The sequence below is a fragment of the Gilvimarinus sp. F26214L genome (assembly GCF_054401055.1).
Map to the genome: position 1 here is coordinate 72225 of NZ_JBTIYG010000003.1, position 16480 is coordinate 88704.

The following is a 16480-nucleotide window of genomic DNA, read 5'->3' on the forward strand; positions in this document are numbered from 1 at the left end:
CAACTGCTTGCCAGCCAGCGGATCAGTACGCGATGTCGATACCAAACAGAAGATAGTTTTCCTTGCTCTGGTGGCCCACAAAGGGGGGGCCGCCGTCTTCCTCACTTTGCAGGTCGATATTGAGCTCCATTATTCCTTTAACATTGCGCATGAAATAATACGCCGCAGTGGCGGTGAGAGTATTGATCTCGATCCCCTCGTAAATGGTGCCTGTATCGTCAAAGTCGTCCGCTTCTGCAATGTTGTAGAGCGCGGAGAAGGCCCAGCGTTGGTTGGGAATGTAGTCCACACCGGCAAAAGCCCCGATCCAGTCGTAATCGTCACCGGGAGCCTGGTCGAGAAAACCCTCCCAGCTGTTCCAGAGCACCTGGCCGTACCAGTGGATCTGCGGGCTGATATCCCCCGCTACATCAATACCGAGGATCTGCTTGTCCGAGTCCCGCACACCGAGATCCATGCCCGCAAAACCACCCGCACTGCGTTGCTCTCCCGCGAGGGCGAAAAGCCCGCCATCAACGGGACCCAGGGACGCGCCTACGCGACCGAAGTAATGTTTGCCGGAATCGTTGTCGAATAATTTGTCCGGGCGACGGTAGCCGGGCCCGTTCAGATCGTAGTTCTGCTCGATGCCATTGCCATTCACAGCGCCGACGGCCCAGTCCACAGGACCCAGATCACCGCTCACGATCAGTCCGCGGTCATAAGTTATCCCTGCGGCGCGGTAGGCGTAGTAATCCTGGAAGGTCAGCCGCACCTCGCGCGGGAACATCAGATCGGACACCTGAAACTGCCCCAGTTGGGCGGACACGCCCGTACCCAAAATGTCCGCATACTGGAACCAGGCATCCTCGACGATGGTTTCACCATTGCCGCCCTTCTCGGCGAATATTGCATAGAAATAGTAGGAAATGTTATCCGAGAGAGGAGCGCTGGACAGCAACTTCACCATGTAAGGAGCCTGGATGTCCGTGCTCGAATCGGACAGGGTGTGGCCGGTAGCCACATCGATCTGCTCGCCGTCCCGCCATTGGACATTGCCCTGGGCGCGAATGGCCAGTGGCAGATACTTCGGCAGGGCAAGGCTCTCGTCTCCCACATCCATCATCGTGTCACGCCATTGAGGCAAGCGGAAGTTGCTGTCGGCGAATGCTTCACCAAATTCATTCAGGCGTGGAAACGCATCGTGGCAAACGGTACAGGACATATTGTATTGACGGGCAAACACCGGGATGGCCGTCGCCACACTGGACCAGTGGAGGGCCAGGGTGAAAACAACTGCGAGAAGCGTCCGCAGAGACAGCTTCGTGGTTTTACGGCTCATGAATAAACCTCCGCTCACGACATCGATTATCGGGAGCAGTAGAATGGCATTCAAACGGAGCTCATCATTTGACACGGATCAATAGACAGGTGAATGTAGAGGCGTGGATGGTCTGCAACGGACCGCGGAAGGGTAAGCTATGAGTGAATTTACCGATCACCTGCAGGAGATTTTCGGCCTGTTTGGCCCCGTCTCGATGCGGCGAATGTTCGGTGGTGCCGGCATTTTCCACGATGGGCTGATGTTCGCCCTGGTCACCGACGACACGCTATACCTGAAAGCCGACGCCGAATGTCTGGGCCACTTCCAGGAGCGCCAGTTGACACCGTTTACCTATCAACGCCAGGGGAAAGCCGTACAACTGGGCTACTTCCAGGCGCCGGAAGAAGTGTTGGAGGATCAGGAGGAAGCCGCGCGCTGGGCGCGCCGCTCCTATGAAGCGGCGCTGCGAAGCAGAAAAACAGGGAAGTAGAAACGGAACGACCGCGGTGACGTTAGTCGGTCTCAAACAGACTGATGTCACCGATTTTGCGCAAGGCCTCAATGTCGGTGATCGTGATCTCCTTCTTGTCCGCCCGAATAAGGCCCTGTTTCTGGAAGCGGCTCAAGGTTCGGCTGACGGTTTCAACTGTCAGCCCCAGGTAATTGCCCAGGTCCGCCCGGGACATGGGAAGGCGAAAACTGGTAACTGACAGGTTTCGGCGACCATTGCGGCTGGAGATGCTGAGCAGCAACGTGGCTACCCGTTCGTCCGCACTGCTCTTGCTGAGCAGTGTAATCAACTGCTGATCCGTGCCGATCTCGCGTCCCAGCAGGCGGTACATGTGGCGATGAAGATTGGGGATATGGCTGCCCAGGTCATCCAGCTTGTTGAATGGGATTTCGCAGATCGCAGATGTTTCCAGCGCCACCGCCGAGTTGGTATGAGTGCTGCGAGCGACTCCGTCCAGCCCCAGAATCTCCCCGGGCAGATAAAAGCCGGTCACCTGCTCCTTGCCATCATTGGTGCTGGTGTATGTTTTTACAGTTCCCGATCGAACCGCGTAGACGGAATGGAAGGTATCCCGCGCCCGGTACAGGTAATCCCCTTTCTGCAGAGGGCGGCCTCGCTGAATGATGCCGTCTACCTTGTCCACGTCTTCCACGTGCAGGCTGATGGGCAGACAAATGGACGCCAACCGGCACTGGGAGCAGGAAACGGTAGGGGTGGAGTGACAGCTCTGAATGATTTCAAGGGGCTGATTGGACTTGGACATACGGTACGAATGATCCGTCTCTGGATGCCCGCAATGGCTGGAGAGGTTGCAGGCGAATTGATATGGATCAAGAGAGTAGGATAAACGCTGCGTGCTTGTCAAAGGCTGCCGGCTGACCCTGAGGCCGGCATCGAGGTCCAGGCCGGTCAACATTGAGATTCAAAACGGTCATCGACACTGTACAATTGAATGCAGATCAACGAGCTCGAAAAAGGGGAATTATCAGTCAATGGCCGATCCGATGGCGCCAAAGCCCGACAAGCAGCCGCAGCAGCAACCGACCCGCGGAAACCCACCCCCCGTTCGCCCCTTCGACGGTCACATGCTCATGTGGCTGTTCATGTTTTTTGCCGTTTATTACCTCTTCTCCACGCTATCCGAGCCCGGGACGCAAAATATTCCCTACACTGAGTTCAAATCCGCAGTCGTGGCGGATGAAGTGGCCAGCGTGCGGTTCGAGGGAGACCAGATTCGGGGCACCTTCCGCGTCGAAAGCAGTGGCGCACGCGGAGCAGACGATGAGCCCAAGACCTTCACGACCGTAATGCCGAGCCCCGGTGACGAGGAACTCCTGCCCCTGCTGGAAGAACGGGGGGTGACCATTACTGCCCGCTCGGCCCAGGAGCCCCGCTGGTTCCAGGTGCTGCTCTCGGTTCTGCCGTGGCTGCTGATCCTCGCCTTTTTCATCTATTCGAGCCGCATGCTGCAGCAGCGCATGGGTGGCGGCGGCAAGGACGGCTTCTTCAGTTTCTCCAAATCCAAGGCCCGACTGTTCGAAAGCACCGATCATGACGTGGGCTACGAGGACGTGGCCGGCGCGGAAGGAGCCAAGCAGGACCTTCAGGAGATTGTGGATTTTCTCAGCGACCCGGACAAATTCCGGGAACTGGGCGCAAAAATGCCCCACGGCATTCTGCTGATGGGTCCCCCCGGCACCGGCAAGACCCTGTTGGCCAAAGCCACGGCTCACGAAGCGGGCGTGCCCTTCTACAGCATCAGCGGTTCGGAATTCATCGAAATGTTTGTGGGCGTGGGCGCCTCCCGGGTGCGGGACATGTTCGCCGAAGCGCGGCGCCGTGCCCCGGCCCTGATTTTTATTGACGAGATCGACTCGGTTGGCCGAGTCCGTGGCACCGGCCTCGGCGGCGGTAACGATGAACGAGAGCAGACTCTCAATCAGGTGCTGGCGGAGATGGACGGCTTTTCGGGCGAAGAAGCCGTGGTGGTACTGGCTGCCACCAACCGACCGGATGTACTAGACCCGGCCCTGCTCCGACCTGGCCGCTTCGATCGCAAGGTGACGCTGGAGCTGCCTCAACGGGGCGCGCGCAGGGATATTCTCAAGGTCCATACCCGTAAGGTTCCCCTGGCGAGTGACGTGGACCTGGACGAAATTGCCGGTATCACCGTGGGGTTTTCCGGCGCGGACCTCGCCAACCTGGTCAATGAATCTGCCCTAATGGCCGCCCGCCACAACAAGCACCAGGTCAACCGCGAAGACTTTCACAAGGCCCACGACAAAGTGGTCATGGGCAGCGAGCGTCGGGACCTGCTCAACCCGTCGGAGCGGAAACGCACCGCGGTTCACGAAAGCGGCCACGCACTGGTTGCCCTGCTGCTCCCGGAGAGTGATCCTCTGCGCCAGGTCTCCATTATCCCCCGCGGCCGGGCTCTGGGCGTCACCGCGCAGCTCCCACCGGAGGACCGCCACAACTATTCCCAACCCTATGTGGAGACCCGGCTCTCCGTCATGCTCGGCGGACGCAGTGCGGAGAAGCTCGCACTGGGCAATATCAGCTCGGGCGCCGCCAACGACCTGGAACAGGCCACCCGGCTCGCCAAGATGATGGTGACCCAGTGGGGCATGAGCGAGGTGATCGGTCCCGTGCATTTTCGGGTCGGCAGTGAACACCCCTTTCTGGGCTACGAACTGACTCAGGAAAAGGACTTCAGCGAAGACACGGCGCGGAAGATCGACGAGGAGGTCCACCGCATCATCTCCGAAGCGGAAGCTCGGACGGAGAAGACCCTGCGGGAAAACAAGGCGGCATTGCAAAAGCTGACCAATGCGCTGCTGGAGAAGGAGACCCTGGACCGGGCGGCAGTCGACGAGCTATTGGCCGACGTTCTGAAGCCCCGCGCGTCGCTGGCGGCGAACCCTTGAACGGTTACCCAGGAGAACGTTTCTAGTCTTCGCCGGGAATCACAAGTTTAATATCTTGAATGCGGCGCCGGTCCACACGGAAGTGGCGGCTCTGGGTCGCCCCTGATGCGTCCCGGGCCTCCACCACATAGTGTCCATCAGGCAAACCGATGGTAAGAAGGCCGTCGGCTGTCGCACGCATCAACTCTGCTCCGGATTGGCTTCGCAGGGCCAGTTCCACATCTTCCAGAAAACGCCCGTCCGGCCCGGAGATGAAAAAGCGAGTCCCCCCTTCCTCCAACTCATCCGCGCCCGGATCCCGTGCGTCATCAAGCCTCCCGTACAGAGTGTAGTCTTGCTGGAAGGCCAGAGCGGTGAAGATTACCGACAGCAACAAAATCCAGTAATGAATCTTCACGCCCGTCCTCCCAACCTCATTCATATCCTGCTTACGAGACAGCCCTCAGGTGAACGAAGTTCGCGGTCGGGAAAGTCTGTCGTTCCTGTTCACCGCATTTGCCCTCCGCGCGTTCGCGAACTGTGCCGGTAAAAGAAACTCGAACCAATTGGCTGGTAACAGTAACAACAAAGGAAAAACGCCCATGTCGGAAATCCTGGCGCCATTTGCGGAAGCGACCGCGGCCACCATCGAGCTGCTGGGCATCCTTGTCATCCTGGGGGCCACCTTATATTCCCTCGCATTCGCGGGAACCTGCCTGATCAGAAAGGCCGAACGCGACCGGCTCTACCACCAGGTCCGTCAGCGCCTGGGCAGCGGTATACTGCTGGGGCTCGAGTTCCTGGTGGCCGCGGACATCATTCACACGGTAGCGGTCGATGTGTCCGCCAGCAGCGTGGGCTTGCTGGCGGCGGTGTTGCTGATTCGAACCTTTTTGAGCTTCAGCCTCGAACTGGAGTTGACGGGGCGTTGGCCATGGCAGAAGAACGCCATCGAATAACCGGAGCAGAGGAAACCTAGAGCGCGGATGGCCACACACCAGTTTTTTCACGAAATCACGATCGCGCGAGAGCCCGAAGTGGTGTTCGACTACGTCACCGACCCGAAACGGTGGCACGAGTGGTTTTCACTGTCCACGCCACCAACCGTGGAGACGGACGGGCAGACACCGGGGGATCGGTTCACCGTGCGGACGGTTCGCCGGGGACCGCAGTTCTTGCCGTTCAGCCTGGTCCGATCCGTGTGTTGCACCATCACAAAGTCGGACCGCCCCTATCTGTGGGAGCTTGAAGCGCAATCCGTCATTCTGGATGCCGTCACCAGCTACACCCTTAGTCACAGTGAGGAGGGCACCGTCTTCAAGCGGCAATTTTCCTACACCACCAAAGGCTGGCTGAGATATGTGGAGCCGGTTCTGTTGCGCAAGGCAATTGCCGTTCAGAGCCGGCGCAGCCTGGAGCGACTGCGCGACAAACTGCAATCGGAAAGCGCCTAACTCCAGCCGCACAGTGAACCAATCAACTCCGGGCCTGCCGAAGCTCTGCGCCTCCAGTCGCAAAGGTACGGCCCGATTGCGGATCGCCTTGAGGACTTCATGTTTGTCGCGTTCCTTATCGCCACCATCGCCCTTGTGGGCATTGCACTATTGCCCCAACTGCACTTCGAGTCCTGGGTGGTTCGAAGCTTCGATTTTCCGCGCCTGCAGATTTCCATCGCCCTGGTCGTTCTGCTCGTCATGGAACTGGCGCTTCTGGACCTGGATCAGCTCTCGAGCTGGTTGCTGATTGTGGCTGCAGTGGTCGGGCTGTGTTACGAAGCCTGGTGGATTATTCCCTACTCTCCCCTGTTTCCCGTGGAAGTAAAACAGGCCGACCGGCGGAATCCCGATCGCACGCTCCGCCTGATGATTGCCAATGTCCTTATGTCCAATCGGCGCGCCGATGCGCTCCTTCACCTCGTGCGGGAGAGCAACCCGGATCTGCTGGTCACCCTGGAGACCGATCAATGGTGGCAGGAACAGCTGGACGTTCTGGAACCGGACTATCCCTACGCCGTGAAATGCCCGCTGGACAACCGCTACGGCATGCACCTTTATTCGCGTCTTCCCCTCAGCAACAGTGGCATCGACTATCTGTTGAGTGAGGACAATCCCTCGATCCATACATTGGTCACCCTGCCGGGCGGCCAGCAAATCCGCTGTCACTTTCTACACCCGGAGCCACCCAGTCCGACAGAGAGCGACGACTCGGTGGAGCGCGATGCCGAGCTGCTGGTGGTGGCGCGCAGCGTGGCCGATTCGGACATGCCCACCATCGTCAGCGGCGATCTGAACGACGTGGCCTGGTCCCGGACCACCCGGGTATTCCGCAAGGTGAGCGGGCTGCTGGATCCGCGGGTCGGACGCGGAATGTTCAACACCTTTCATGCCCAACACTGGTTCCTGCGTTGGCCACTGGATCACCTGTTCCACAGTCACCACTTCACCCTGGTCTCCATGTCCCGACAGGGGGACTTCAGCTCCGATCACTTCGCGCTGGTAACCGAACTCATGCTCGAAGGGCCCGACACGGACCAGGAGGGCCTGGACGAGGATGAAGAAGCCCGCCGGTGGGCCCGGTCCAAGCATCGCAAAGCCGGTGTTTCGAAGCAGGACGTTCCAGAGCCGGAAGACTGAAAAAAGATGCTTTCAGCTGAGAGTTAATCCGTGGTTTTGCGCGCAAAGATTGTATAATCTGCGGCACTCAAGCACCGCCCCGAGACCTTTGGATCGCAGGCGGTCAATAACAACAGAAACCAGAAGGTGATCAGTGTGATTTCAGCAACCGACGCTCTGAAGAGGTTAATTGATGGCAATCAGCGGTTCCGGGCGGGCAAGCGCGAACGGAGCGTCCCGCCCGAGCAGATTCGCCGGGACGAACTGGTGTCGGGCCAGAATCCTTTCGCCATTATTCTCGGCTGCTCCGATTCCCGCGTACCCGCGGAACTGGTATTCGACCAAGGGCTCGGGGACCTGTTTGTTATCCGCGTCGCCGGCAATGTCGTCGCTCCCTCCCAGATCGGCAGCGTCGAATTCGCTGCGGAAGCGTTTGGAACACGCCTGGTGGTGGTGCTCGGCCATACCAAATGCGGGGCCATCCAGGCTACGCTGGAACAGCTGGAACGCCCCCAGGAAAATCGATCACCCAATCTGCGCTCTATCGTGAACCGCGTTCGCCCCGCCGTCGAGACCCTGGTAGAAAGCGGAAGCTATGCAAATCCCGACGAGTTGTATCACCACGCGGTACGGGCCAACATCCGGGCTTCGGCGGATCACCTTCGCCATGGCTCTCAGATTCTCGAACAACTGATCGAAAAAGGTGAGTTGCTGGTGGTCGGTGCGGAGTATTCCCTGGAGACGGGCGAGGTGGATTTCTTTGATGGCCTCCCCCAGTCCTGATTGCCTTCCGCCGGGTCCGATGACTGATCAACTGACGCAGGTTATCCGGGCCATTGACCAAGCGAATCAGGAGGACCCGAACCGGGAGTTCGCCGACGGCCGGGAATGGCCGAAGGAGTATCTTTATTCATTGCGAATGACCCGGGAGTTGCAGAACTTCGCACCCGGCGCGGGGGAAGTGCTCAGGATCGCAGCACGCGCCCAGCACATCCGCCGCTGGAACATCCCCCGCGACAGCTTCCCGCGGAACCGGCCGGGCTACCTCCAGTGGCGGCGCGAACTGGGTCGTTTCCATGGGGAACAGACCGCGTTGCTGATGCGGGAGGCAGGCTATGATCGAGACAGCATCGCACGGTGCCGGGCCATGCTGGCGAAAACAAGCCTCAGGCAGGACCCGGATGCCCAGACCCTTGAGGACCTCGCCTGCCTCGTGTTCCTCCGGTATCACCTTGCAGACTTTGCGGAGCAACACCGGGAGGAAAAGCTGCGCTCCATCATCCGCAAGACCTGGAACAAAATGTCCCCACCGGCGCGGACAGCGGCCATGACCATCGAGTTTTCGAAAGCGCTCAGGATCCTGCTGGACTCAACGCTGTCCGATAGCGCTCGCTGACTAACACCTCGCTGACACACATGCAGCCGCGATAGGCGGGCAATGCGCCTCTGGGGTGCGCATATAGAATCTTCTTTTAAGACAATTTCGTTACGAACTAATCATTAGTGTTGACTTCGATACCTTCTGTGATATACATCACCGCAAGCATGTGAAGTTCCGTTCTTACCTTTCATCCTTGAGGCCCATAATATGAATAAGCTCATAGGTCTTATCGTATTGCTGGTACTCGCTGCGCCGGCGCTCGGCTGTGACGAAGCCTGTCAACGGGAGCGCGCCACCGCCCAAAGCAACGTAGAGTTTGCAAGTTATCTGAGTTGGAAGTTTTGTGAAGATACCAAGCTCTCGTTTATGCAAAGCGATGTCCCCAGCCTGAAAAACTTTCGCAACACCCGGCTCGACACTCAATACAAAGGACGCATACGAAACATCAAGACCTTTGTTGATCAGCGCAAAGCCTGGCTGATGGAGTGTGACGGTTACATGACGCAGACCAACCACGGTCGCATCTTTGGCGATGAAGCGACCACGACCAAGCTGTTTGCGGCCATGGACGCAATGTCGACGGAATTGGGTAAAGCCATCAAGGGAGTCACCTACGTGGCCAGTGGCGATCAGGACGAAAATGCCATCATCGCCTCCAAGTTCGACTCCTTCTTCAAGCTGATGGACGATCATCGGGCTGTAATGAGCCTGAAAGGCCAATTTGTAACCAACTAGCCGTCGGTTGGAAAAGCCATCCCGGGCTTTTCCGACTGAGTTTGCGGCCCGGGTTTGCGGCATCGTCCGCAAACCCTTCACGAGCCCTACTCTTCCCTCGCCTTGCCGCCCATGCAATCGGGTGACGGGGTCACCTGCGCGCCATCCTGCCACTCGTCCGGTGCATAGGTATGCAGGGCCAGCGCATGGACCGGCCCCGCGAGCTCCTCTTGCAATAATTGGTATACTCGCTGATGGCGTTGCACCAGCCGCTTGCCGGCAAATTCCGGGCTGACCACAACGACCTTGAAGTGTGTTTCCGAATTAGCCGGCACGTTGTGCATGTGGCTTTCGTTTTCGACCTTGAGATGGCTCGGCTGCAGTTCGCTGGCCAGGGTAGCTTGGATACGTTCCTGAATACTCACAGATACACCTCTACTGAAGCTTGGGCTGGCGGGATCACGATTTCGAGCCCCCGCCGCGTATAGTCGCCAGTATACGGGGCGACGCCCGACAGCTAAAGAGGACCGCGGAGGACCCAGCGCATGGACCGCACCAGAATCTTCATCGACCGCCGTCGACGCGAACGACGCCAGGAGCCGGACCCCTGCCGCCAACTGCCCATGGACCTCTACCACCGCAAGCGCCGCAAATCCGCCGAGCGGCGTGCCCAGGGGCGATCGCTTCTGGAGCACTACGAGGCGTTCATGGCAGCCCGGGGCGAGCGGGAACCCGAGCCGATGGAGTAAGCCCCCAGCCGCGGACCTGACCGCTCTCGCGCCGCGCCGTTATCAGTCGTCGATGGCCTGGGTGGCCAGCACTTCCATATCCTGACGGATGTTCAGGTGATCGTAAGGTCGCACCTGCGTAAGCATCATGCCGAACAGCTGCTCCACCGGATCGTTCCACCAATAGGTGCAGTACATTCCACCCCACGAGTAACTTCCCGGGCTGATGATCTTGTGGGCGATCCCCTGGTCCAGCATGACTCCGAAACCCAGGCCAAAGCCATAGCCCGCTCCACTGAGCCACACCTGCCGCTTCCCTACGTGGTTCTGTGTCATGAGGTCGACGGTCTTGCGGCTGACCAGCCGCCCGCCATTCACCCGCCCTCCCCGCCGGAGCATCTCCGCGAACCGGAAGTAATCCGCGGCCGTGGACACAAGCCCGCCCGAGCCAACGTAGAATTCGCTGGTTTCGCTGAGAAAAACACTCTCCTCGGTATTGGGATCATCCAGAAGAATTCTCTGGTCGTCCCCGGGTTTGTAGGAGGCTGCAAAGCGGGAAGCCTTGTCCCGCGGCAGGAAGAAATGAGTATCCACCATTCCCAGGGGAGCAAAAATGCGCGCTTCCAGAAACTCCTTGAGAGATTGCCCGGAAATCACTTCAACCAGACGCCCGACAACGCAAGTGGCCCTCGAGTAGTGCCATTTCTCCCCGGGTTCGAAAAGCAGCGGGGCCTGAGCCATGCGCTCCACAAAATCCCCGATAGTCCCGCTGCGATCCCCCGGGCGGACGATTTCCTTATAAGGCTTGTTACTGAAACCGCCGAAGTTCTCCAGATGTTCACTGGCAAACCCCGCTGTATGGGTCAGGATGTGGCGGATATTGATCTGGCGCTTGGCCGGCACCGGGCGCCAGCCGCCTTTTCCGTCATCGGTCATCACGTCCATCTGGGCAAAAGCGGGGATGAACTTGCCAAGTGGATCGTGGAGCTGAAACCGGGCCTCCTCGTAGAGCATCATCAGGGCCAACGACACGATTGGCTTGGTCATGGACGCAACGCGGAAGATGGTGTCCACCTGCATGGGGTCCTGCCGCGCCACCTCCTTGTAACCGCAGGACTCAAAATGAACGATCTTGCCGTGACGTGCCACCATGGTTACGGCTCCGGGAATCATCCCATCGTCCACATAGCGCTGCATAACCGGTTGTATTCGCGCGAGACGCTCGGCGGACATGCCGACCACTTCCGGCTCCGCCATGGGTAAATCGTCAGGTGTTTGTCTGCTCAAACTGATCCTCCGCTTTCTCAGGTTCCGGGTGCTTGGTTCGATCCGGAAGATCGAAAACACCGTCCAGCCACACATCGAGAGCCTTCATGACGGCTTCCCGGCGATTCATTCTGGCTTTCTCATAAAATTCTGGTTGCGGGGCGTTCATCATCAGCAGCATATAGACTTGAAGCCCGAACTCCTTCGACATTCCCGGTTTGCGAAATTCAGTCAGATGGCTGCCAATGTGACGCATGTTTTCGAACATCACATCAAAGTACTTCTTGCGCAATGCCGGATAGTCATTCCCAACATCGTCCCAGAACACCGGCTTGAACTGCGCATCATTGTCATACCAGCGTCCCACGGCCGCATGAACGACGGAGCGGGGATCGTCGCCGCCTGAGAAATCCAGCGGCTGGCGCAGTTGCTCTTCCCAGCCGTTGAGGACCTCGCGCACAAGGTCCTCCTTGGACCGGAAAATCTTGTAAAGAGTCTTTTTGCTGATGGATAGGGAGCGGGCCATGTCGTCCGTGGACACCGCGCGCACCCCCACCTCCTTCGCGCGCTCCACGAAAGTATGGACAATTCGGGTTCGCAGTTCAGCTCCGTCTTCGTTCGCGGGGCGATTTTCGCTGACCGGCATTTTGCTTACCTTTTATTTTTTGCGATCGGAACGATGTACGATATTTGCGAGAATATCTGTCGACTTCCCTGTTCGGCCTGACAGGCTCCCCAGTTTTTCAACCCACTAGTGTTTGGTTCCTGCTGCGATCTTGTCCATGATGGCGAACAGCACACCGGAGACCACGAATGTCATATGGATGATGACTTTCCACATGATCAGGTCCGCATTTACAACATCGGCATCGCGCATTTCCATGAATGTTTTCAAAAGCTCGATTGCGGAGATGGCCACAATTGCGCCTATGACCTTGAGCTTGAGTCCGCTGAAGTCCACCTTGCCCATCCAGTCCGGTCGATCCACATGATTGCTGACGTCGATCTTGGACACGAAGATTTCATAGCCACTGAAAATGATCATCAGTAACAGGCTGCCCACCAGTGACAGGTCCACGAGGGTCAGAATACTGGTAACTACTGCGCCCACCTCCATGGCGAAAAGGTCCTGAACGAGGTAGGCAAGATAGGTCGTGAACTTGATCAGCAACACCACGATGCTGACGATCAATCCGAGAAAAAACGGCGCCAACAGCCACCGGCTGTTGAATATGGTGGACTCGAGACCTCTCTCAAATTTGTTGCTCATTCCCCTGCTCCATCTACTGCTGCGTCCGCTGGTCACGTCGACGCGATCAAAATGCGCAACTATGATAGATGATTCCCGGACGGATGAGTATGCCCGGAGCAGGAGTACAGGGCTGGGAGCGCCGGCCTGACCCAGAGGCGCTGGCAGGCCGGCTGGATTTTACCCACCCCGGTTTTGCGGGCCTGTTCCACAAACCCTTCATGTCGAACCAGGCACTTCGGCCTTGATTGCGGACCGAACGTCGATGTTCGGCCCGGCAGGCCGCTAGTGCATGGTGGGCCAGAGGTCCCAGACTTCCTTGGGATGGATCGCTTTGATCTTCTCGAGTTCTTCGGGGTTCATGTGCCGGGCGGCCACTTTGAGTACGGCCCGCGCGGCCTGCTCGGGGTCCAGATTGTCCCGACCGGGCAGTTTCTCCCGTATGGCTCCAAGATAGTCCTGCTTGTGCCGCCACCGGTGCGGCGCTTCCGACGGGCGCCAGCCTTCGTAGTAAGCGCCACGAATAAGGGTTGGAAGTTGCGCGGCGAAGTCGGCCGCTTCGTCCACCGGAACCCTGTCCCGAACCGTGCGCAGAACCGCGTTCATGGCCGCCCAGGCGGCCTCCCGGTCGACATGGTCAAGCTGATCGGAAATTTCCGCCAGCCACACATTCGCCATCTCAACATTCCGATCGATGGTACCCACATGGTTTCGCATAGTCCCTCCTGGCCGTGCTTAATAGTGATGATTGCAATGGCTTGGACCGACTTGCATGGAGCCTTACTCCAGTCATTCAGGATTTTAATACTCGCGCTAAACTGAGCACCGGGGATATGGCTGCCGGCATCACGTTTGCCGATGGGGTGGGGTGTTTTGAAAACGCATGAATCCATCCCTGGAGCTCCCTCGCGGGGTCCCTCCCGCGAGGGTTTCAAAACACCCCACCCCATCGGCAAACTGCATCGGGGTATCGGAGCCACCAACAGCTTCGACTCACACAAACTCAAGTCCATCGATCCCCTGCGGAGGAGGGGCGCCGGCGCGGAGCTTAAAGCCTGCCCCAGCAAATGCTTTGGGGAAAACCGGCGTATTTGGATTTATGGCGTAACACAATCTCCGTCCGTTTACGGGAAAGCCAACAGATCCATAAAACGGTGCACGGGTGTTCTGCGCAACTGATCGGAATCGTTACACAGATCAAAAATTCTTTCACATCGACCCGGAGGGAAGACTTCCGCGAGGTTGTTGCGAAACTTTCGCTCGAGCAAGGGAACTCCCTCGTCCCGGCGTCGCCGGTGCCCAATGGGATACTCCACCGCCACCTTATCGGTAGAAGTCCCATCGGCGAAAAACACTTGTATCGCGTTGGCGATCGAACGCTTGTCCGGGTCCAGGTAGTCCCGGGAGTAATCGGGATTCTCCTGAACCTTCATTTTGCTGCGCAGTTCGTCGATCACAGGATGTTGCCTGTGGAAGGCATCCTCGTAATGTTCAGCTTGAAGATCGCCGAATGCCAGGGGCACCGCCACCATGTACTGCAGGCAGTGATCGCGGTCAGCGGGGTTGTTCAACCGCCCCTCCTTGGAAATGATTCTGATGGCGGACTCGTGGGTCGTCAGTTCGATGCGCTCGATGTCTCCCAAACGGCTCTGCACCTGCGGATGCAGGATGACCGCGGCCTCACAGGCGGTTTGGGCATGGAACTCGGCGGGAAAGGCGAGCTTGAACAGTATGTTCTCCATCACATAGCAACCGTATTTCCGCTGGAAGTGAAACGGCTGGCCTTTGAAGCTCACGTCGTAAAATCCCCAGGTGGGCGCAGTCAGGGCCCCCGGAACGCCCATCTCGCCACGCAGGGCCATGTCCGCAAGACGTACCGCCCGTGCAGTCGCGTCGCCGGCGGCCCAGGATTTTCGCGAGCCGGCATTGGGCGCGTGACGGTAGGTGCGCAGCGCCGAGCCGTCGACCCAGGCCTGGCTGATGGCGGCCAGGGTTTCCTCCCGTCCGGCGCCCATGAGCCAGGCAGCCACTGCGGTGGATGCGACCCGGACCAGCAGCACATGGTCCAGGCCCACTCGATTGAAGCTGTTTTCCAGAGCAAGAACCCCCTGAATCTCATGGGCCATGATCATGGCATTCAGCACGATCTCCATGGTCAGTGGCGGCTCGTTGTTCGCCGTTTGCCGCTGGGACAGGAAGTCGGCGACGGCCAGAATGGCCCCGAGATTGTCCGAAGGATGCCCCCACTCTGCAGCGAGCCAGGTATCGTTGAAATCCAGCCAGCGGATCGTGCAGCCAATGTCCCAGGCGGCCTTGCCTGGGTCCAGGCGATAGGGCGTGCCCGGAACGCGCGCCCCCATGGGGACCACGGTGCCCTCCACCAGAGGGCCGAGATGCTTGGTGCATTCGGGAAACTGCAGCGCGAGCATGGCGCAGCCGAGGCTGTCCATCAGGCAGTGCCGCGCGGTGGTCATGGCAAGCTCCGAAAAGCTGGGCCTGGCCAGCACATAGTCGGCCATGTCCTTGAGCACCGTGTCGTAATCGGGCCGGTTCGCCAGTTCCGTATTGCTGCTCATCGTGTACCTCTCTTTGTCCTTCCTGTTGTGCTCCGCCATCTGAATGCCCCCATAACGCCCTGCAGAATTTTGACCAGCACGGGCCCCCGGGACCCGTAAACCGTTGACCACCCGATGGCGCTCACCTAAAGTAAGCCGCTTGACCCGAATCCGGTCGAGCCGGAGCCAGTAATGACTCCAAGGTCTGTGTTCGCGCGGTACTCACCGTAGCGAGACCTCCATCCGCGAAACAAGCTACGCGAAACGAAACAAAAGGTACTGTCATGGCGCTGCCCCCCATTCTGAAAGATTCACTCGCCCTGCCGATGATCGGCTCTCCGTTGTTCATCATCTCCAATCCGGACCTGGTGATCGCCCAGTGCAAGGCAGGAATCGTCGGCTCCTTTCCGGCACTGAACGCGCGGCCGGCGGAAGTGCTCGAGGAATGGCTGAAACGCATTACGGAAGAGCTGGACGCCTACAATCAGGCCAACCCGGATTCGCCCGCCGCCCCTTTCGCCGTAAACCAGATCGTGCATGGCTCCAACGATAGATTGCAGCACGACCTGGAGTTGTGCGTGAAGTACAAGGTGCCGATCGTGATTACCTCGCTGGGCGCGCGCCCGGAGGTGAACGAGGCCGTGCACTCCTACGGCGGCATCACCCTTCACGACATCATCAACAACCGCTTCGCAAAGAAGGCGATCGAGAAAGGGGCGGACGGGCTGATCGCGGTAGCCGCGGGCGCCGGCGGCCACGCAGGCACGCTCTCGCCGTTCGCATTGGTTCAGGAAATTCGCGAGTGGTTTGACGGGCCGCTGATTCTCTCCGGCTCCATCGCCACGGGAGGCGCGCTGCTGGCCGCTCAGGCCATGGGCGCAGACCTGGGTTATGTGGGTTCCGCGTTCATCGCCACGGAAGAAGCCAATGCGGATCAGGCCTACAAGGACATGATCGTCGAATCCGCGGCGGACGACGTGATCTACACCAATCTGTTTACGGGGGTTCACGGCAACTACCTGAAACCCTCCATTGTTCGCGCCGGTCTCGATCCGGACGATCTGCCCGAAAGCGACCCCAGCAAGATGAACTTCGGTTCCGGTCGCAATAAGGCCTGGAAGGACATCTGGGGCTGCGGGCAAGGCATCGGAGCGGTAAAACAGGTGGTGCCGGCGGCTGATTTGATCGCGCGCTTCAAGCGCGAGTACGCCGAAGCCAAAGAGCGGGTTTGCAATACCGATTGAAGGCCCTGCGT

The 16480-nt window shown here is 58.8% G+C and carries 19 protein-coding genes; 10 read left to right on the forward strand and 9 right to left on the reverse strand.

What is annotated here, in order from left to right:
* Positions 1-22: 22 nt before the first annotated feature.
* On the reverse strand, positions 23-1321 hold the full coding sequence (locus ACURWW_RS04260) for a hypothetical protein (RefSeq protein ID WP_445618229.1): 1299 nt from the start codon (positions 1319-1321) through the stop codon (positions 23-25).
* Positions 1322-1460: 139 nt separating this feature from the next.
* Here ACURWW_RS04260 and ACURWW_RS04265 point away from each other — a divergent pair, with 139 nt between their 5' ends.
* On the forward strand, positions 1461-1793 hold the full coding sequence (locus ACURWW_RS04265) for a TfoX/Sxy family protein (protein WP_445618230.1): 333 nt from the start codon (positions 1461-1463) through the stop codon (positions 1791-1793).
* Between the two features lie 22 nt (positions 1794-1815).
* Here ACURWW_RS04265 and fnr read toward each other — a convergent pair whose 3' ends face one another.
* Positions 1816-2577: a fumarate/nitrate reduction transcriptional regulator Fnr gene (gene fnr, locus ACURWW_RS04270; protein WP_445618231.1), complete on the reverse strand. Its 762-nt coding sequence runs from the start codon at positions 2575-2577 to the stop codon at positions 1816-1818.
* Positions 2578-2806: 229 nt separating this feature from the next.
* Between fnr and ftsH the strand changes: the two genes are divergently transcribed.
* A complete protein-coding gene (ftsH, locus tag ACURWW_RS04275) occupies positions 2807-4741 on the forward strand; it encodes an ATP-dependent zinc metalloprotease FtsH (RefSeq protein ID WP_445618232.1) in 1935 nt (644 codons plus the stop codon).
* Between the two features lie 22 nt (positions 4742-4763).
* Here ftsH and ACURWW_RS04280 read toward each other — a convergent pair whose 3' ends face one another.
* Entirely contained in the window at positions 4764-5138 is a 375-nt protein-coding gene (locus tag ACURWW_RS04280; RefSeq protein WP_445618233.1) for a hypothetical protein, read from the reverse strand.
* A gap of 184 nt (positions 5139-5322) precedes the next feature.
* On the opposite strand from ACURWW_RS04280, the gene ACURWW_RS04285 reads away from it, so the two are divergent.
* From ACURWW_RS04285 to ACURWW_RS04310, 6 genes are all read left to right on the forward strand, one after another.
* On the forward strand, positions 5323-5679 hold the full coding sequence (locus ACURWW_RS04285) for a DUF1622 domain-containing protein (RefSeq protein WP_445618234.1): 357 nt from the start codon (positions 5323-5325) through the stop codon (positions 5677-5679).
* A 27-nt stretch (positions 5680-5706) separates the two neighbouring features.
* The gene (locus ACURWW_RS04290) at positions 5707-6174 is read left to right on the forward strand and encodes an SRPBCC family protein (protein WP_445618235.1); all 468 of its coding nucleotides are present in this window, start codon (positions 5707-5709) and stop codon (positions 6172-6174) included.
* Between the two features lie 99 nt (positions 6175-6273).
* Complete coding sequence (locus ACURWW_RS04295; protein ID WP_445618236.1) at positions 6274-7353, forward strand: endonuclease/exonuclease/phosphatase family protein; 1080 nt, start codon at positions 6274-6276, stop codon at positions 7351-7353.
* Between the two features lie 135 nt (positions 7354-7488).
* On the forward strand, positions 7489-8115 hold the full coding sequence (locus ACURWW_RS04300; RefSeq protein ID WP_445618237.1) for a carbonic anhydrase: 627 nt from the start codon (positions 7489-7491) through the stop codon (positions 8113-8115).
* Between the two features lie 19 nt (positions 8116-8134).
* Entirely contained in the window at positions 8135-8728 is a 594-nt protein-coding gene (locus tag ACURWW_RS04305) for a DUF4202 domain-containing protein (protein ID WP_445618238.1), read from the forward strand.
* Between the two features lie 192 nt (positions 8729-8920).
* On the forward strand, positions 8921-9448 hold the full coding sequence (locus tag ACURWW_RS04310; protein WP_445618239.1) for a hypothetical protein: 528 nt from the start codon (positions 8921-8923) through the stop codon (positions 9446-9448).
* Between the two features lie 86 nt (positions 9449-9534).
* On the opposite strand, the gene ACURWW_RS04315 is transcribed toward ACURWW_RS04310, so the two are convergent.
* Positions 9535-9852, reverse strand: a complete 318-nt coding sequence (locus ACURWW_RS04315; RefSeq protein ID WP_445618240.1) for a BolA family protein — start codon at positions 9850-9852, stop codon at positions 9535-9537.
* 120 nt (positions 9853-9972) lie between these two features.
* Here ACURWW_RS04315 and ACURWW_RS04320 point away from each other — a divergent pair, with 120 nt between their 5' ends.
* Entirely contained in the window at positions 9973-10176 is a 204-nt protein-coding gene (locus ACURWW_RS04320) for a hypothetical protein (protein WP_445618241.1), read from the forward strand.
* A gap of 42 nt (positions 10177-10218) precedes the next feature.
* On the opposite strand, the gene ACURWW_RS04325 is transcribed toward ACURWW_RS04320, so the two are convergent.
* The 5 genes from ACURWW_RS04325 to ACURWW_RS04345 form a co-directional block, all read right to left on the reverse strand.
* Positions 10219-11442 (reverse strand): serine hydrolase domain-containing protein, encoded by a 1224-nt coding sequence (locus ACURWW_RS04325; RefSeq protein ID WP_445618242.1) that lies wholly within the window; start codon positions 11440-11442, stop codon positions 10219-10221.
* On the reverse strand, positions 11423-12067 hold the full coding sequence (locus ACURWW_RS04330) for a TetR/AcrR family transcriptional regulator (protein WP_445618243.1): 645 nt from the start codon (positions 12065-12067) through the stop codon (positions 11423-11425). Before ACURWW_RS04330 ends, ACURWW_RS04325 begins: the two co-directional genes overlap by 20 nt.
* 105 nt (positions 12068-12172) lie before the next feature.
* Positions 12173-12691: a TIGR00645 family protein gene (locus tag ACURWW_RS04335; RefSeq protein WP_445618244.1), complete on the reverse strand. Its 519-nt coding sequence runs from the start codon at positions 12689-12691 to the stop codon at positions 12173-12175.
* Between the two features lie 264 nt (positions 12692-12955).
* Positions 12956-13387: a DUF2267 domain-containing protein gene (locus ACURWW_RS04340; RefSeq protein ID WP_445618245.1), complete on the reverse strand. Its 432-nt coding sequence runs from the start codon at positions 13385-13387 to the stop codon at positions 12956-12958.
* 407 nt (positions 13388-13794) lie between these two features.
* Positions 13795-15246, reverse strand: a complete 1452-nt coding sequence (locus tag ACURWW_RS04345) for a bifunctional 2-methylcitrate dehydratase/aconitate hydratase (protein WP_445616747.1) — start codon at positions 15244-15246, stop codon at positions 13795-13797.
* Positions 15247-15509: 263 nt separating this feature from the next.
* Between ACURWW_RS04345 and ACURWW_RS04350 the strand changes: the two genes are divergently transcribed.
* Positions 15510-16469 (forward strand): NAD(P)H-dependent flavin oxidoreductase, encoded by a 960-nt coding sequence (locus ACURWW_RS04350; RefSeq protein WP_445616746.1) that lies wholly within the window; start codon positions 15510-15512, stop codon positions 16467-16469.
* Positions 16470-16480 lie beyond the last annotated feature (11 nt).

What these genes read in the sequence shown, in the direction of transcription:
- ACURWW_RS04260 (WP_445618229.1), bottom strand. Translation starts at nt 1,321, where the DNA reads ATGAGCCGTAAAACCACGAAGCTGTCTCTGCGGACGCTTCTCGCAGTT.
- ACURWW_RS04265 (WP_445618230.1), top strand. Translation starts at nt 1,461, where the DNA reads ATGAGTGAATTTACCGATCACCTGCAGGAGATTTTCGGCCTGTTTGGC.
- fnr (WP_445618231.1), bottom strand. Translation starts at nt 2,577, where the DNA reads ATGTCCAAGTCCAATCAGCCCCTTGAAATCATTCAGAGCTGTCACTCC.
- ftsH (WP_445618232.1), top strand. Translation starts at nt 2,807, where the DNA reads ATGGCCGATCCGATGGCGCCAAAGCCCGACAAGCAGCCGCAGCAGCAA.
- ACURWW_RS04285 (WP_445618234.1), top strand. Translation starts at nt 5,323, where the DNA reads ATGTCGGAAATCCTGGCGCCATTTGCGGAAGCGACCGCGGCCACCATC.
- ACURWW_RS04290 (WP_445618235.1), top strand. Translation starts at nt 5,707, where the DNA reads ATGGCCACACACCAGTTTTTTCACGAAATCACGATCGCGCGAGAGCCC.
- ACURWW_RS04295 (WP_445618236.1), top strand. Translation starts at nt 6,274, where the DNA reads ATGTTTGTCGCGTTCCTTATCGCCACCATCGCCCTTGTGGGCATTGCA.
- ACURWW_RS04305 (WP_445618238.1), top strand. Translation starts at nt 8,135, where the DNA reads ATGACTGATCAACTGACGCAGGTTATCCGGGCCATTGACCAAGCGAAT.
- ACURWW_RS04310 (WP_445618239.1), top strand. Translation starts at nt 8,921, where the DNA reads ATGAATAAGCTCATAGGTCTTATCGTATTGCTGGTACTCGCTGCGCCG.
- ACURWW_RS04320 (WP_445618241.1), top strand. Translation starts at nt 9,973, where the DNA reads ATGGACCGCACCAGAATCTTCATCGACCGCCGTCGACGCGAACGACGC.
- ACURWW_RS04330 (WP_445618243.1), bottom strand. Translation starts at nt 12,067, where the DNA reads ATGCCGGTCAGCGAAAATCGCCCCGCGAACGAAGACGGAGCTGAACTG.
- ACURWW_RS04335 (WP_445618244.1), bottom strand. Translation starts at nt 12,691, where the DNA reads ATGAGCAACAAATTTGAGAGAGGTCTCGAGTCCACCATATTCAACAGC.
- ACURWW_RS04340 (WP_445618245.1), bottom strand. Translation starts at nt 13,387, where the DNA reads ATGCGAAACCATGTGGGTACCATCGATCGGAATGTTGAGATGGCGAAT.
- ACURWW_RS04345 (WP_445616747.1), bottom strand. Translation starts at nt 15,246, where the DNA reads ATGAGCAGCAATACGGAACTGGCGAACCGGCCCGATTACGACACGGTG.
- ACURWW_RS04350 (WP_445616746.1), top strand. Translation starts at nt 15,510, where the DNA reads ATGGCGCTGCCCCCCATTCTGAAAGATTCACTCGCCCTGCCGATGATC.